Annotated in this window: 10 protein-coding genes; 3 read left to right on the top strand and 7 right to left on the bottom strand. The window is 42.3% G+C overall.

From position 1 onward, the window contains the following. Positions 1-173 precede the first annotated feature (173 nt). From KG118_RS14735 to KG118_RS14720, 4 genes are read right to left on the bottom strand one after another with little or no spacing between them, the layout of a single operon-like run. A complete protein-coding gene (locus KG118_RS14735; protein WP_117711648.1) occupies positions 174-1,625 on the bottom strand; it encodes a family 43 glycosylhydrolase in 1,452 nt (483 codons plus the stop codon). Between the two features lie 2 nt (positions 1,626-1,627). Further along, on the bottom strand, positions 1,628-2,326 hold the full coding sequence (locus KG118_RS14730; RefSeq protein ID WP_117711647.1) for an acetylxylan esterase: 699 nt from the start codon (positions 2,324-2,326) through the stop codon (positions 1,628-1,630). A gap of 27 nt (positions 2,327-2,353) precedes the next feature. Next, a complete protein-coding gene (locus tag KG118_RS14725) occupies positions 2,354-3,514 on the bottom strand; it encodes an alpha/beta hydrolase-fold protein (RefSeq protein WP_117711646.1) in 1,161 nt (386 codons plus the stop codon). 49 nt (positions 3,515-3,563) lie between these two features. Further along, positions 3,564-4,619, bottom strand: coding sequence for an alpha/beta hydrolase-fold protein (locus tag KG118_RS14720; protein ID WP_233514890.1), 1,056 nt, complete (start codon positions 4,617-4,619; stop codon positions 3,564-3,566). A gap of 301 nt (positions 4,620-4,920) precedes the next feature. Between KG118_RS14720 and KG118_RS14715 the strand changes: the two genes are divergently transcribed. The 3 genes from KG118_RS14715 (at position 4,921) to KG118_RS14705 (ending at position 11,244) form a co-directional block, all read left to right on the top strand. Then, positions 4,921-6,054, top strand: a complete 1,134-nt coding sequence (locus KG118_RS14715) for an esterase (protein ID WP_117711644.1) — start codon at positions 4,921-4,923, stop codon at positions 6,052-6,054. A 20-nt stretch (positions 6,055-6,074) separates the two neighbouring features. Further along, positions 6,075-7,229, top strand: a complete 1,155-nt coding sequence (locus KG118_RS14710) for an esterase (protein ID WP_117711643.1) — start codon at positions 6,075-6,077, stop codon at positions 7,227-7,229. 190 nt (positions 7,230-7,419) lie between these two features. Continuing rightward, the gene (locus tag KG118_RS14705; protein WP_233514889.1) at positions 7,420-11,244 is read left to right on the top strand and encodes a hybrid sensor histidine kinase/response regulator transcription factor; all 3,825 of its coding nucleotides are present in this window, start codon (positions 7,420-7,422) and stop codon (positions 11,242-11,244) included. 114 nt (positions 11,245-11,358) lie between these two features. Here KG118_RS14705 and KG118_RS14700 read toward each other — a convergent pair whose 3' ends face one another. The 3 genes from KG118_RS14700 to KG118_RS14690 form a co-directional block, all read right to left on the bottom strand. Continuing rightward, positions 11,359-12,867 (bottom strand): RagB/SusD family nutrient uptake outer membrane protein, encoded by a 1,509-nt coding sequence (locus KG118_RS14700; protein ID WP_249671498.1) that lies wholly within the window; start codon positions 12,865-12,867, stop codon positions 11,359-11,361. Positions 12,868-13,075: 208 nt separating this feature from the next. Beyond that, a complete protein-coding gene (locus tag KG118_RS14695) occupies positions 13,076-16,210 on the bottom strand; it encodes a SusC/RagA family TonB-linked outer membrane protein (protein WP_233514888.1) in 3,135 nt (1,044 codons plus the stop codon). Positions 16,211-16,433: 223 nt separating this feature from the next. Continuing rightward, the gene (locus KG118_RS14690) at positions 16,434-17,438 is read right to left on the bottom strand and encodes a glycoside hydrolase family 43 protein (RefSeq protein WP_117711641.1); all 1,005 of its coding nucleotides are present in this window, start codon (positions 17,436-17,438) and stop codon (positions 16,434-16,436) included. Positions 17,439-17,718 lie beyond the last annotated feature (280 nt).

Raw genomic sequence — 17,718 nt, 5'->3', positions numbered from 1 at the left:
TGTATAGGAGTTTTTTAAAGCAGGTTGTTCTCTATACTAAAATAAGGAAAACGTGAATCGTACAGGGTTGAGTATGAAACAAAGTGTTTCTTGACAAGCCTGCGTGATTCACGCCTGATATTTATGTTTTTGTCTTTGTGTCTTTTATCTCTGTAATGCTAATGTATCCACTTTTAATGATTGCGGAAATTCCATTTGGAATTATCACTGTTCATATCAAACTTACCCAATGAGGGGGTGCTGTCACCTACAGATACCAATACCAGTTCTTCATCAGTACCGGGTACTTTCTTAGGCATAATGCGGTAGGTGCCGTCTGTGAGTTGCTCTATCCGCCAAAGTTGTTCGGGAGTACCGGTGAACTCAGGTACAGTTGAAACTTCAGCATCCGCTGTGGCAGTCAATGCACGGTTGGTGCCTTCGATTACTATCTTGTAGTAGGGAGCTCCCAAATATCCGCCGGCATCAGGTACGGCAGTTATAGTCCATCTTTGGTGAGGGCGGAACATATAGTCGCCTATTCTTACATCAATATTACCTTGTGGCCATGTGCCTATTACATCCTCCAAAGTCTGTGATTTCAGCGGTAGAAGAGGTTTATCGCTTTTTTCCCAGAAACGATGTCTTTCTGCCTGCATACGTATGAAGTCAACGCAAAGTTCAAGGGCATAACCTCTACGTTCGGATTCTATTTCATATGTGCCTTCCTTAAACACTTCGCCTGCTACCGGCCAATCATTCTTCCACAAAAGCGGACGTATGGCGAGTACGCTGCGACCGCCGCGGTCGAAATCGGCTTCGAAGTGGCATGACATTTTCTCTACTCCGTCGGCCTCAATGAAACGTCCGAAGTGTCCGGCTCCCGTTTGGCGGTTTCCTGCAGCAAGCACCATTTTACCACCGCCTTCCAGCATATCTCTGCCCATATTGTCGATATATGGTCCTGTGACTTTACGTGAACGGCCTACTACAATATTGTAGGTAGAATTAGGACCGTCACAGCAAGTACCATGTGTTCCGAGCAAGTAGTACCAGCCGTTGCGATATATTAAGTCAGTGGCTTCACAGTCAATGGCGATATTGATAGGTTCGTTGCCTTCTACTCGTTTACCGGTGGTAGGATCAAGTTCTACCAATCGGATAAAACCGAAATAGGTTCCGTAAGATAGCCACAGGCGGCCATCGGTAGGATCTAATAGAAGTCCGGCATCGATGGCGTCGCAATCTTCATTGTCTTCGGATGAGGCAACTGCTATTGCTTCTGTATATTTGAAGTCGGGTGAATTGGGATCTAACGTTTTATTCCACATAGTCAGTACTGTACCGCGATGACTACCTCCAAGACCGCCACCGGTAGCACTATAGGCAATCAGGTAACGATCGCCTATTTTTACGGCATCGGGAGCGGCACCTCTTCCGGGTCTTACCCCACCGCCATTCCATGTCCAGCCATCTTCGGAAATTAGTCCGCCTCCACCTGTGCCGAAAGTGTAATATTTACCCTCACATTCCATAATGGTGGAAGGGTCGTGTATGTAGGGTTCTCCGATTTGTGCGATTGCTTTTTCTGATATCAGCAAAGATAGTAGGGTTGCAGTACCCCAAAATATAGCTTTTGTTTTCATGATTATTTATAACTGATGGTAATGTTTTTAATAGGTGCTCCCTTTTCATCCAGAAAGCGAATACAGAAATCACTCATTCCGGGACCGTTAATGACAGCTCCACGTATAATGTTTTTCCCTTTCTTCAAGGTCAGGCGCTTTGACAGGCAATCGTCTTTAACCATGCGGCGGTCTCCAGACAGAATAACAGCTTCTTCACCATTCAACCACCACATAGAAGCGGAGTTCGAGCCTACCGACATCCTGACGTTGGACATATCTTCCGGACAATTGATAACAGTAACAGCCCAGAACAGAACGCCGTATATTTGCTTTTGAAGGTTGGATGCAAAACGGAACAGTTTTACATTGAATAGATTGCTGTCAAGGGCGTGCCATCTAAGTTTTTGCTTGCCTACCTTTACTTTATCGCCATCTTTGGGTAATATAGTGAACTGTTTTGGGAAATATTCGGTAGTAAAGGCCTCACGGATATAGCTGTCTGTAAATACTGTATTGCTACGGTTAGGCTTGTCTATGGGTTCAAGTAATAGCCAACGACGTATAAAGCCTTCTTTGTCAGGATACATGACATCAGTGCTACCCGGTGAGAAATAAGGTGCTAAAGGATAGTCGCTCTCTTTGTTCTGTGCATATGTATGCACATTCATTATAGTGGCGAAACAAATCGCCAACAATGCTTTGCAATAAGGAATTTTCATTATTGTAGTGTGTTTCTCAATGATACATTAATTATTGGTTTTGAATAGAAGCGGGATAAATTCCTTCAGACATCTGCGCCAAGTAAGGAACTCATGGGCAGTACCCGGAGACTCGTAATAGATGTTATTGATGCCGACTGCCTTTAAGCCATCACTGAGTTTCTTGGTTCTTTCGGGATTCTCTTCCGAACCGATTCCTAAGAAGAATGTATGTACTTTATCATTAAAAGCTTGGCGGTCTTTAAAAACTCCGTTGTAGGTGGTGTCAATGTTTTTCAGGTCAATACTGCCTGCTCCGCTGAAACCGCCTATGTAAGCAAATTTATCCAAGTTATTCAGTGTTGTGTTGAATGTAAGAAGTCCTCCCCATGAAAGTCCGGCCATAGCGCGATTCTCCCGATCGGTCAGTGTCCGGAAATTGGATTCGATATGCGGGATGATTTCCTTTACCAAGATATTGGGGAATTGAGCTCCGAATCTTGCTCTGGCTTCAGCGGGACTTTCACCCGGATTATTTTTGAATACTTCGATGTTACCGTTGTCCATCACTACAATCATGGGTTTGGCTTTACCCTCGGCTATAAGGTTATCCATGATGAAGTTCATCTTGCCTTGGTTGGCCCAGCTTGTTTCATTTTCTCCCATTCCGTGTTGCAGGTATAATACCGGATACTTTTTAGAGGGATTCTTGTCATATTCAGCCGGTGTGTATACAATGCATCTGCGCCATTCTTGGCGGATCTTGGAATAATACCAGCTTTGGCTTATTAATCCATGCGGTACATCTTTGATGGCATAATAGTCAACGCCTTGTTCAGGAATCTCGATTCCGCTGACCCATTTGCCCATTCCGAAGAACGGTTTGCCGTTAGGATCGGCTGTGCTTACGCCATCAACTATAATCTGGTAATAGTGAAAGCCTACAACTTCAGGTTCTTTTGATACTAACGACCAATATCCGTCTGCTTCTTTAGTCATTTCACCACGGAAACTGATTTCGACTTTTTGTGCATTGGGAGCAAATATTCTGAAATGTACTCGGCGGTCTTTTCCTATACGAGGATATTCCGCTCCGTTAATGTTGTGTTCGTTGGGAACCGTTCCTTCCGGAAAACTTTGCTGTTGGGCACACACAGCTAAAGGAAGTGCTAATAAAGATGAAAAAATAAACTTCAATGCGTTTTTCATAATTTGAATATTTAAAATAATTATAGTTTTTGATAATTCGTTGTTACTGCTATTTAAAAAGGAGTGGCGCAAACTGATACAAGCTTTCACGCCATACTGGCCAAGTATGACCGCCTGGAGTTTCATAATAAGTGTATTTGATACCTATTTGGTCAAAGCGCTTCATCATTATTTGACAATTGTTGTAGGCTATGTCTTCTTTACCACCCATGGAAATCCAGAACTGCTTTAACTTCGTGTTGTAGTCCTCCTTTTTGTCTTGTAGCATTTTGTAATATCTTTCGGTATCATTGTCTCCTCCGAAAGGAGTGGGATTAGCCCACCATCCGGAACTGAATACACCTAAATAGGCAAAGTAGTTAAGGTTGGGAATACCTACATTTAAGGTATGGATGCCGCCCATGGAAAGCCCTGCTAATGCGCGGTTGTTGCGGTCGGTCTTTACGCGGAAATTCTTTTCTACAAACGGGATGCATTCTTTGAGAAGTTCGCTTTCAAAATCGTGTGTATTACCGTCTGCCATGACAATAATCATTGGCTTTGCTTTTCCTTGGGCTATCAGGTTGTCCATGATGATGTCAGTGCGTCCCTGATTAGACCAGCCACGTTCATCTTCGCCACCGCCATGTTGCAGATAGAGTACCGGGTAGGACTGTTTGGATGTGTCATAACCGGGTGGACAGTATACAAACATTCGTCTCCAATCATTGGCTGTTTTCGAAAAATATTTTTTTATACGAATATCTCCATGAGGTACATCTGCCATATAGAATCTCACGTCATCATCGGGATACGGAATTTCGACACCGCTTGTCATCATGCTGCAGCCGTAAAAAGATTCGCTGGCCGGGTCGGCAACGGATACTCCGTCTATGATGAGAAAATAGTAGTGAAATCCTTGTGTAAGCGGATCTGTAATGCCGGTCCATTCGCCATTGGCATTACGGGTAAGGTCGTATATGCGGCCTAAATTGATTTGCACCTTTTGGGCATCAGGCGCTTTTATTTTGAATTCTATACGATTACCGGGTAAAAGACGCGGGTATGCGGAACTACGTACATTTAGTTCGTTGCGTTTGCCGGGTAAAGCGGATTCATCCTTCACTGGTCGGCCAGGTTGTGCCAGAAGAATACTTGAACATATTACTTGAAGTAATAGGAAAAAGAGGAATCTGTTCATAAAGCAATTAGTATTTTTAGTTGTTAACCACACAAAGATAGCCGTGTTTTGGCTTTTCTTCTTTGTACTTTTGAACACTTTCCTTACACTTTTAAATAACATGGGAAGGTGTATTCTCTTTTTTCTTTAATTTATCTGAAACTGTAAAGACTTTATCTGAAACTGCATACTTTTATAATTTTGTATCGTGTATTTTTGTTAAACTATTAATTTTACCTTTTGTGATATGAAGAAAAACATTTTATCATTAATTTTATTGTCGTTTATTGTCGCATATAGTGCAGCTCAGCCACGTGGCAATAACGGTTGGCGGCAACCAAATACTACTTCACCGGAAGTACATGCCGATAATAGGGTTACTTTCCGGTATTTGGCTCCGGATGCTAAGAATGTGAAGCTAAGCGGGCAGTTTGCTACTCAACCATTTGATATGGTGAAAAACGGAGAGGGAGTATGGACTGTTACAGTCGGCCCTATTGAGCCGGATATGTATCCGTATGAATTTGTGGTGGATGGCGTACGTGTGATGGACCCGGGTAATGCCGATTATTTCCCCAATGAGAATTTCAAAGGCAGTTTGCTTGAAGTTCCTGGAGATGAGTCTTTAGTACACTCCATTCAGAATGTACCTCATGGTAATGTGGAGTACGTGATATATGATGCTCCCTCTATCGGGGCTACAGGTAGAATGCTGGTTTATACTCCCCCCGGCTATGATCCGAAAGAGAATAAGAGGTATCCGGTATTTTATTGCATCAGTGGTACTACCGATACTGAAGAAGTTTACTTTAAAGTAGGGCGTGCTAATTTTATTCTTGATAATCTGATTGCCAAAGGTAAAGCAGAACCGATGATTGTGGTAATGCCTTATGGAAATCCGGCTGCTTATTTTTCAACAGTTGATGAGATGCCGAAAACAGATCTGTTCAGCACAGAACTGATGTCAGACATTATACCTTTCGTTGATAAAAACTATCGTACTATCACGGCTCGTGAAGGACGTGGTATCGGTGGCTTTTCGCGTGGCGGTGGACAAGCTTTACGAAATGGGTTGGCGCATACAGATAAGTTTGCGTGGGTATGTTCGTATAGCTCAGGTCTTGGAGTTGACGACTTTGAGAAGAACTTCAGTTCGTTCTATGCCGATCCGGATAAAACCAATCGTGAGATGAAACTTATTTGGTTAGGGGTAGGCAATAACGATTTCCTTTATAAAATGGCTTGTGATTTTGGTGATGTACTTTCCAAGCATCGCATTAACCATACGTTTTTTGTCAGTAGTGGCGGGCATACATGGATGAATGCCAAACTCTACTTGCACGAAACTTTCCAGCGTTTATTTCAAACTGCAAAATATTAACTTTTATCATCTGTAATATAATGAAGAATAGATTTACAATTATAGTATTGGCAGCATTTTCGCTTGCTCCTGTTTTGCTTACAGCGCAAGCACAGTCGGCTCGGCCTCAATCGGTATCACGTTCGAATGCTCGTTTTATCCGCATTGTATCGCCTGAAGTGCATGCCGATCAAACGGTTACTTTTCGTTATTTAGCTCCCAATGCCACAAAGGTTGAATTGAGCGGGCAGTTCCTAAAGAAAAACTTGCCGCTTATCAAAGATGACAAAGGGGTTTGGAGTGTTGTGACAGGTAAGGTAAAGCCTGATATTTATCCTTATAATTTCATAGTCGACGGCGTTGCTGTGGCTGATCCCAATAATGTGGATCTCTTTCCCAACGAACGTTTTAAGGGGAGCTTATTGGATGTAAAAGGCAAATCCCAATCAGTACAGGATCTTCAGAATGTACCTCATGGTAAGGTAACTTATGCTTTTTATCATTCTCAAAGTCTCGATTTGGAGCGTCCATTACTAATTTATACACCACCCAGCTATTCCGAGAATAAACGTTATCCTGTACTTTACCTAATTCATGGCATGACGGATACACACGAAACATGGTATAAAGTGGGTCGTATGAATAATATTCTCGACAATCTTATTGCTCAGGGTAAAGCTGAACCTATGATTGTAGTAATGCCTTACGCTAATGCTTATCCTGCTTTGATGAAGAAAGACCCAAACACACAAATGAATCTGATGAGTACGGATTTGTTTACGAACGAATTGTTGAAAGAGATTATTCCCTATGTGGAAACGAACTATTATGCTAAAACAGACCGTGATAATCGTGCCATTGCCGGATTCTCGCTTGGTGGACGGCAAACATTAGGTGCAGGTTTAGGACATCCGGATATGTTTGCTTATGTATGTCCGATGGCTCCGGCTGTCTTTCCGCAGGGAGTGGCTGAGAGTTTCCAAAAGGATTATGCTGCACCCGGACAGTTGCGTACATTGAAACTCCTTTGGATTGGTTGTGGTAAGGATGACAGCTTGTATGCCGGCGCTAAAGCCATGGCTGCGGAGTTGAAGAAGAATAAGGTTCCCTGTGAGACATTTTATACCTCGGGTGGACATACATGGATGAACTGCAGAATATATTTAACAACAATCGCACAAAAATTATTTAGATAATTATAAATATATAATTGGATGACGAGAATAGGTTCTTCCAATACTCTCTGATAGCTGATATAAAGAATACTACCTTATCCCAATTTCAATGGTAATTCGAAATTTGTCGACATACTGTTGAGGTTGGGATATGTTAGTATTGGTAATATTATTATCTTTGTCGTGTTTTGGATGAAGAAATATAAGGTATATGAAAAACTTACTATTACTAATATTTGCCTTTCTATTGTTAGGACCTCATAATGTAGTGTCTCAGGATTTTACTTTCAATAATATCAATGAATTATCCGGTATTTCTATGCGGGAGATAACAGCTGTGGTACGTGATGATGATGGCTTTATTTGGGCTGCTTCGCGTACAGGGATTTTACGTGTTACGGCCGATGATTACCGGCTTTATGAACTTCCCTATGCAACAACGGATGTGATGCAGGTAAAAATGGCTTGTCGTGGCAACCTGTTGGTTGCTGCTACCCAAAACGGGCAGATCTTTCGTTATAATCCTATTTTAAATAAGTTTGAACAGTGGTTTACAATCTCATCATTATTGGGCAATGAAGATTGGGTGACTAATTTATTGATAGATACCGACGGGAAAGTGTGGGTAAGTACTAGTGTCGGTATCTTTTTTTGGACAGGTGAAGAAGTAGTGCGATTTTTTAATGATATAGAGGGCTTTTCCAGCATCGCCTTGCTGGAGGATTGTCAGGCATTGGCTTTTATACAATCATCCATTTACCACATAAATACCCGTGACTGTACACAGCACAAATTACATGGGCATTTTCCCTATCTTATCTCGTCTGTCCGTTATGATGAGCGTACACACCGTGTTTGGATAGGTACTTATAATGCGGGATTGTGGAAGTATGAGCTTATGGACCAAACTGTTCGGAAAGCAACGGTTACTCAGTTACCAAGGTTTATCGTGCGGGATATTCTGATACCTGATACCACTTCAATCTGGCTTGGTATTGATGGTGGTGGCATATGGATACTTGACTCGGAAGCTAGCCGGGTAGAACAAGTATTACATGAAAATCTTGACAATCCTATTTCTCTACGCGGCAACGGGGTTTATTCCTTATTGATGGATGATCATCAGCGGATATGGACAGCTACTAATAGCGGAGGCTTGCAATATACAGAAACGGCGCGTTCTGAGGTGGAACATCTGGTACATGGGATTAATAATCCTCAATCGTTGCATAATAATGAGGTAAACCATATTTTAACGGATACTAGGGGAAATCTTTGGATTGCGACAAATGATGGCATCAGCCTGCGCGATGCTCATACTCGTAAATGGAGACAGCTATATAATGGTTCTCAATTAGTATTCTTATCATTGGCAGCTGATAAAAAAGGACGTATTTATGCAGGTACTTACGGTGGAGGAGTTTATGTGCTGGATGAAGCTACAGGTCGTGAGTTGTATCATTATACAGGCAACGAGGCTGGTTTATTTGGTGCAGGCGGGTTTGTGTTTGCTACTTATGTTGATAGTCAGGGTGATGTGTGGATGGGCGGTGTTAAAGGGAGTGTATATTGCCGTCATTCTGTTACCGGAAAACTCCGTGCTTATGATACGCAGCCTGTTTATTGCTTTGCGGAATTTTCACCCGGGCAGATTTTATTGGGATGTGCGTATGGCTTGTTATTGTTGGATAAAGAAACGGGAAAGTTTGATGTGCTTTTGTCCGGTTATACAGTACATGATATTGCTGTGTTGGGGCATACTGTATGGATTTGTACCTCAGGTGATGGTGTGATAGGTTTGGACTTGCGTAATGCCGAGCAAACACATATTACTACACAGCAAGGGTTACCCAGTAACTATACTAAGAGTGTGCTGTTGGCTGATAATAACCTATGGATAGGTACGGACAACGGACTATGTTGTTATTATCTTCCGTACAGGCAAATTCAAAAATTTGGTACTCAGCAACAATTGGCGAATACGTCGTTTAGCGTCAGTGCAGCTTGTCAACTGCCTGATGGAAGATTGGCTTTCGGTAGTAACAATGGAGTGGTGCTGTTTGATCCTGATAAAGTTAATTCTATTAGCGCCTCGGGACGCATCTATTTCTCGGATATACGCGTATCGGGGCGTTCTATTCGGGAAATAGCTGACTTTGATTTGTCTGTTCCGATTGACAGCCTCTCCACGTTGCATTTAAGTTATCCGCAGACGTCTTTTACACTGTCGGTACTCCCACTGGGATATGTCAGTAAATCCGTTTCCTTTTCTTGGAAACTGATGGGGCAGGATGATGAATGGACTGCCTATACCACTAACCGATATATCAATTATACTAATTTACGGGCAGGAAATTATATGCTGTGTATCCGGATGTATGATGGCAGTCTCTTGTCAGAACGTCAAATTTCTATTGTTATAGATCCTCCTTTCTGGCAGACGATTTGGTTCCGGTTACTGATGTTTGCCGTTGTTGCTGGTTTATTGTTTCTTGTTGTCCGTTATTATATACAACATTTGCATCGCCGCTATTCTGATGAGAAAATACGCTTTTTTACGCGGATGGCGCATGATATACGCACCTCACTGATGCTTATTAAAGCACCGATGGAAGAATTGAATAAGGAGCAGGCTCTCTCAACATGGGGAGTCAAATGTCTGGCATTAGCTTTAGAACAAACTACACGATTATCTGATACGGCTACGCAGTTGCTTGATTTTGAGAAACTCGACATCGGATGTGAGCAGCCGGTGTTTACGGATCTTAATTTGACTGATTTAATTAGACGGCGTATAGGAATATATACGGCATATGCAGCCGGAAAACAGATAGATGTGATAACTGACATTACACCGGAAAATTATTGGGTACAGGCTGATGTACGTATGTTGGAAAGGGTGGTTGATAATTTGCTTTCCAATGCAGTTAAATATTCCACTTCAGGTGGACGTATTGAAGTAACCTTTACAGGAAAGGCAGCTGAATGGACATTGCGTGTCAGGGATCATGGTATGGGAATCAGTAAAGCGGCACAGCGTAAACTGTTTCGTGAATTTTACCGGAGTGACAATGCTGTAAACGCTCAAATTGTAGGGTCGGGAATCGGCTTGCTGATGACTAAAGAATACATTTCTATTCATAATGGGAAGATTACCGTAACCAGCGAACTTGGTATGGGGACTACTTTTGATGTGACTATACCACTACGGGTAGCTTCCAAGACTCAGACAGCTGATAATCCGGTGGAAACTAAAGCCGGCGTATTGATAAGTGATGATGTGGAAGTGCATGATATGCATATTCTTATCGTGGAAGATAATCAGACTTTACGCGAGTTTATGATGCATCCGTTGCGCGAGCATTTCCGTGTAACTACTGCTCAAGACGGACAAGAGGCTTGGGAAATGATGAATGAATTGCAACCGGATCTTGTAGTTTCGGATGTTGTTATGCCGCGTATGGACGGTTTTGAACTTTGCCGTCGAATTAAGTCTACTTATGAAACATCTCATATCCCTGTGATTCTGCTTACAGCCCTTTCCGACAAAACTAACCAACTGCATGGATTGGGGCTGGGTGCTGATAACTATCTGGTCAAACCATTTGATATGGCATTGCTGGCAAGCCGTATAACTTCTATCATTCGTAATAGACGTACTGTACTCCAAAAAGCCATTGAAGCGAAACATGACGATGCGCGCTCTATTGTGGCAAATCGTATGAATGATGAATTTATCAAGAAAGCTATTGAATGTGTGCGTACCAATATTGCTAACGAGAACTTTGGTAAAGAGGAGTTTGCTGCCGCGCTTGCTTTGAGCCAGTCATTGCTGTATAAAAAGATAAAGGCGCTTACTAACTTATCAGTGGTGGAATTTATTCGTTCAATCCGATTAAATTATGCGATGGAGAAACTTCGTTCAGGAGAATATAATGTGACTGAGGTGAGCGAGATGTGCGGGTTTAATACACCTGCCTATTTCAGTAAAGTTTTTAAGGAATATTTTGGAAAGACACCGACAGAGGTTATGTAGGGATATTCAGTAAATTTCCTGAAATAAGGTCTTGTGAGAAATATGTATTGCAGTGAATAAGGCATAAAAAATGAAAGCTGAACCTTTTAAAGTTCAGCTTTCATTTTTTATGCCTTATTCACCACTTGGGTTTTGTTTCAAGTTTGGATTAACGGAAATTGCATCAAATGGGAATGCGAAATATTCATGCTTGCCTTTTATGAAACCTGTCGTACCCTTGTTGGGATTTGAATATTCTACGTAGATACGATGCTCAGGTTCGCCTTTTGTGAAGAAAGCATCGTAAGCGGAAGGGATGTTCTTTCCATTATCTTTAACACCATCTGTGTCGCCCCAGCGTACCATGTCCGGAAAGCGAACTCCTTCAAGCCACATTTCGAAACTCTTCTCTTTTTTGACTTCGTCCAAAGTCAGTTGGGTAGAGATATGGTTTGAACCTGCACGTCGTTGGATGTCTTGAAGGCATTGAAGACCCAGTCCATCCGAGTCATCTGTTTGGGCACAAGCTTCGGCATACATCAAAAGAACTTCAGCATAACGGAAAATCGTCAAGTTTTTGAATCCCCAATTACCTTTTACGTTATCTTCTTTCCAAGCGATGAACTTATTGGCAAAATACTTCCCAAAACCATAAAGTCCTGTCTGGTCTTTAATACCAATCTGATCAGATTTTTTAAGTTGTTCAAGGGTTAATCCCTTATCCTTTGTTCCATTCCATTCCATTTCATAGAGAAACTCTTCATCGGTAAGGAATGTTGCTTTACGACGAGGAGAGTCACCGTCGTTGGCCAGCATGCGTTCAGCAAAGTCCGGACGAATGGAGTGACCGCCCCAACCATCAACACCTATGAATGAAGGCACAGAAGCTAATTTGTCAGTTCGCCAGTTCCAGAATTGGATAAACATCCAGCCTGTGCGCTGAATATTGTTGCTCCAGTCACCGATATTTGTATTTTGCACTACATTAGCTTGGAAAATCATCTCTTCACAAAGATCACCTGAGGTGTGGAAAAGATTTGCCCAGCGATCAGTAGGTACAAGTTCATATTTTCTGGATTGGATAACTTGCTTGAGGTTGTTTTTGGCACCTGCGTAGTCTCCCATAAAGAGACGAGCCTTACCTGCAAGGGTGAGAGCAAAGCCCTTAGTAACCTTTGATGCTCCAACTTGGTCTGTTGGACTTGTACGTTCATCAAGGTCATTAACAACAGCTTCTGCTTCTTTTGCACACCATTCAAGAAGTCCATTATGTCCGCCTTCATAGTTGGCAGGCTTTTCGTCTGCGGGGAGGATATGGTCAACCAATGGAGGACAATTCCAACCGATGGTAAGCATGAAATGTGCCCAGGCGCGGAGAACACGGGCTTCACCACATACACGTTTCTTGATGTCAGTAGTAGGTTCTATATTATCAAGGATAAGGTTGCTGTCGTAAATTACGCCATAAAGTCCCCAATAGGCATTCTTGATAACTTCGTTTTGTGAGTCATAACGAAATTCATTGAGCTGTGCACCGAAATCGTTGTCACCATAAAAGTTACCTGCTGCCAACATATCGTCACCGGGTTCATTGAAGAGTACGGGAAGAGCGACATAGATACCCTCATTACCAGCAATATTCAAACAAAATGACTGGTAGAGGTTGTTGAGCGCATTTTGTGCATCGTCATCGGTTTGGTAGAAGTTTTCAAACGGAATGACACCCTTCTGCCCAATGTTGAGGCGATCCTCACAAGCACTGAAGAGGAATGCAGCACCTAAAAGTGAATATATAATCTTTTTCATAATGAATATACTTTTTTTGAGTTTTTTCAAGTAAGACTTGTCTCGATTAGAATGAGAAACTAGCACCGAATGTACATTTCTTCATAGTGGGGTAAGAACCGATATCAAAACCTGCACCACCGTTTCTGCTTGTGGTTGCGGTTTCCGGATCCATACCCGGGTACTTGGAGAAAGTAAAGAAGTCATCCAAAGACACAAAGAAGCGGAGATTTTTGATTGCCACTTTCTGAGTAAGTCTCTTGGGTAAGGTGTAGCCGAGCTGGAGCTGCTTGATCTTGAAGTAGGAACCATTAAACATAGAAGCACTTGACCCCCAGAAATTAAGGTCTGTTGCTACTTGATCCGGTGCTGGCATGGAAGCCCCTTTGTTCTCCGGAGTCCAGGCGTTGTCCATATAGTATCTCAATGAGTTACGTAACGGGCTGTCTGCACGATAGAGGATATTGAAAATCTTATTGCCTGCTACACCGGTACCGAATGCTGTGAAGTCAATTCCTTTATATTCGAGGTTAATGGTGATACCGTAAGTGAATTTTGGAATGGCACTACCGATGTCTGTCATATCCTCATCAGTCAATTCTGAAGAGTTTACGATTTTACCTTCATGGTTGCGGAACTGAGGAGCACCTGTCTCTCTGTCGACACCGACATAGTCAAATGCTCGGAAATACCAAATGGAATGTCCTTCCTCAAATGCGGTATGTACCTTATTGTTTGTACCGTCTACACCGCCTTTGCTGGCTGTAATGCGTTGGAGGTCATCATAAAGGTATGTCACTTCGTTTTTCAATGTTGAGAAGTTAGCATTAACATTGTATGCAAGGTCTCCGATATGGTCTTTCCAGCTGGCTTCAAATTCAAAACCTTTGTTGTTCACTTCACCGGCGTTTACGGTAGTTTGGTTTGTATAAACTTCAGGAACCGGATTGATCTTTACAAGAAGGTCTTTTGTGTTCTTGTTGTAGTAGTCAAGGCTAACCGTCAAACGATCGTTCAAGAAACGCATATCAAGACCGAGGTCCAACTGTTCGGATGTTTCCCATTTGAGGTTCGGGTTGGCAAGACCGGAAGGATAAGAACCATAGTATTGATCGGGGTTATTTCCGTATTGATACCAAGCTGAATTATAGCTGATAGGTGCGGTATACGGATAATTGTTGAGAACGTTGACATTACCATTACGACCCCAAGAGGCGCGGATTTTCAAGAATGAGAGAATATCGCTACTGATATTTTCTTTAATGAATTTTTCATTACTGATGGTCCAACCTGCAGACATTGAAGGGAATTTTCCCCAACGTTTGTCAGCCGGAAGTTTGGAAGTGTCAAATGCGTCAGCACGATAGTTGAACTGTAAACTATAACGGTTGTCATATGTATAGAGTAAACGACCGAAGTATGAGAGACTGGTTGAGACGCCCGGAAGGTTTCCGATACTTTTTGTTGTAGTCGAAGCTGAATTGACATAGTCTAGATACTTAAAGTTGTCAGCATCGCCGGAGAGAATTTTATTACCGCCTGAACCGGTAGCTGAAGCCGATACATTGTCCGAACGGTATTCCGTATAGGACATACCAATCATGGCGCCTACATTGTGTTTGTCAAACAATGTCTTGTTGAAGTTCGCAAAGTTTTCCCATTGGTAGTAGTGGTTGTTGTTGGCATTGGCCGAAATAGAGTAATCATCAGCTTTTGCCTGACCATTCATGTAGTATGGTTCGGAATAGTTATGTGAATTGCTCTGCGCAATGCGGTAAGAGAAGCGGGATGTCATCACAAGACCATCGATAGGAGTAAGATCTACGAAGGCTGTTCCGCGAACAGTGAAACCGGAGTTTTTTTGATTACGGCGGTCACGCTGAAGGAGCGGATTACCATTGTCGTCATTTTGGAATTTTGAAGTAGCGTAGTATTTGCCGTTTGGAGCGACAAGTATCTTGTCTGGGTTTGTGTTATATACATCCTTCATGCTTGTTGGAAAGTCATCGACGCTGTCCCAATATACAGGGGTCAACGGGTCGAGTAAGAGGGTTGATGCAAGCATGGAACCATAAGCGCTTTGGTGGGTAATGTTGCGGGTTGCCCATTTCTCAATAGAGGTGTTGGTACCGACCTTTATCCACTTATAAAGTTGGTAGTCCGCATTGAGCTGAGCGGTAAGACGGGTATAGGTATCTTTCTTGCCACGTACAATACCATCATTGTCAATGTAATTTATAGAAGTAAAGAAATGACCCTTGTCGTTACCGCCCTGGAATGTAACAGAGTGTTGGGTAGCCCAGCTGTTATCGAATACTTCTTTTACCCAGTTTGTCTCTTGAGGATTGTTGTAGTCAACGCCATTAGCTTCACATCGGGCCTCCATGTCGGTAAAGCCTGACATTTCTTTGTATTTAATCCAGTCTTTTGCACCGAACAGTTCGGGTGTCTTGCCAAGACGCTGGTTGATGGCTTTGAAAGAGTACGTAATTTTAGGACGACCGTTTGCACTACTACCGGTCTTTGTAGTAATGAGGACGACACCATTACCGGCTTGGGCACCATAAATTGCAGCTGAAGCAGCATCTTTTAGGACTTCCATTGATTCAATCATGGAAGGGTCAAGATATTGGATATTGTCAACCTTCAAACCATCGACAATCAATAGCGGACCAAGTTGGTCTGAGTTAGAAGAATAACCACGGATACGAATCTGTGCACCTTCACCGGGTGCACCGGATGTGTTTAAAATCTGTACACCGGCAGCCTTACCTTGAAGAGCTGCACCAGCATCAACAGTCGAAAGGTTTTTAATGTCATCCGAATTGACAGAGGCAACAGCACCTGTAAGGTCGCTTTTGCGTTGCACACCGTAACCTACAACAACAACTTCATCGAGGACTTTTGTGTCTTCTTCCAAACGGATATTGATTACACTACGACCATTGACGTTGATTGTTTGCGTTTTGTAACCTACAAAAGAAACGGTAAGGGTAGCATTGCCATTTTGTACAAGGAGAGAGTAGTTACCATTGAGATCGGTAATACAACCGTTGGTAGTTCCATCTTCGAGAATAGCAACACCAATCATTGGCTCAGAATCATTAGCTGAGACAACAGTACCTTTGACTTGGGTTTGTGCCATTGCTGTAGTACAGCAGAAAACAACAAACGCCAGCAACAACAAAATTCTTGTTTTCATAAGCATAGATTGGTAATTTTTAATAAATAATATGGTTTAGTATTAGATTGATTATATAAAAAAGTTTGCAATATATATTGTAAACCTTACTGCAAATTGTGTTTTTCTCTTTAAATTTTTCTCATAGGCAAAATACTTGTTTAGTTTAACAAAGATGAATAACTATATTTAAATAATTTATTCCTATCCTATCTCATAATAAGATAGGATAGGACAGTGAAATTTATTTTGATACCCCTTGTTTAGTTTGTATCACCGGCTGCATAGTACCGTCCGGGTTGTAATGTAGTTCATCCACACATACGCTGCGCCGTCCTATTGCTCCGGCATGGCCATCGAGCGTTAGTGTAGCATTGTGATAGAATAGATACCATTTACCTTGGAACTCTATAATTCCCGGATGGATTGTGAAGCTGTTTTCTGCCATACCGGTCAACTCGCCTTGCGGTGTCCATGGACCTTCCATACTGGGTGCGGTAGCATAAGATATGGTTTCGCGTCCTTGTCCGAAGGATGCATATGTAAGGTAGTATAAATCTCCGTGTTTATGTAGCCAGGGACCTTCAACGTAGCGGGGTAAGTCTACTACTTGAATATCACCGTCAATTTCGATAAGATTGGGTTTCAGTTTGGCAAGGAAGCAAGTGCCGTTTCCCCAAGAAAGCCAGGCTTGCCCGTTCGCATCGATGAAAGCTGTAGGATCTATGTCGTTCCACCAGCCACGAGCACCGTTGGAAGTCATGTCGTCAGTAACGAGGGGTTTACCTATTGCATCGGTGAAAGGACCGGTGGGGGTATCACCGATTGCCACACCAATAGCTTTACTGTTGTAAGGTTCGCCGGCTTGCACGGTGGTATAGTAATAGAATTTTCCGTTGTGTTCTATCACCTGTGATGCCCATGCTTCACCTATTCCCCATTTAAAGTCAGTAGGTTTCAATACGACACCGTGGTCAGTCCATGTCTGCATATCTTGGGTGGAATAGCAGAGCCATTCGGTGATGTTGAATTCTTTGCCGCCGTGAGCGGTGTCTTGACCTTCGTAAAATTCGTCGTGTCCTACGTAAAGATAGAGAGTGCCATCGTGTACAAGCGGAGCCGGGTCTGCTGTAAATTTGTCTTTAATAAGCGGGTTGCCTGTGTTGCGGAAAGTGGGCAACTGTGGGCGTTGTGTACATCCTGTGAGAAGGACAATGGCACAAAAAACAAGGAGAAGATTCTTTTTCATATATCTTTATGTTATTAAATAGTATTAATTGTTAAGGTGCGATAAGGCATAAATCTTAATGCAAAAATAACCCTGCAATATGTTTATAGGCTTATATTTTTAGATATTCAGTTTGTAAAATTAGATATATCAGAAAAATATAAGCCGTTCTTTTACTTTAACCTTAATTCCGCAACACTATTATAAAATATTTTTTTTAAGTACCTGAGCAACAAAAAGTTGCTCAGGATTTTGCCATGTCAGAGGATTCACTTAACTTAGTGTTGCAAAAAAATAATCA

This window comes from Bacteroides propionicigenes (assembly GCF_018390535.1).
Lineage (GTDB): Bacteria > Bacteroidota > Bacteroidia > Bacteroidales > Bacteroidaceae > Bacteroides > Bacteroides propionicigenes.
This window is presented reverse-complemented; position numbering and strand designations above follow the sequence as displayed.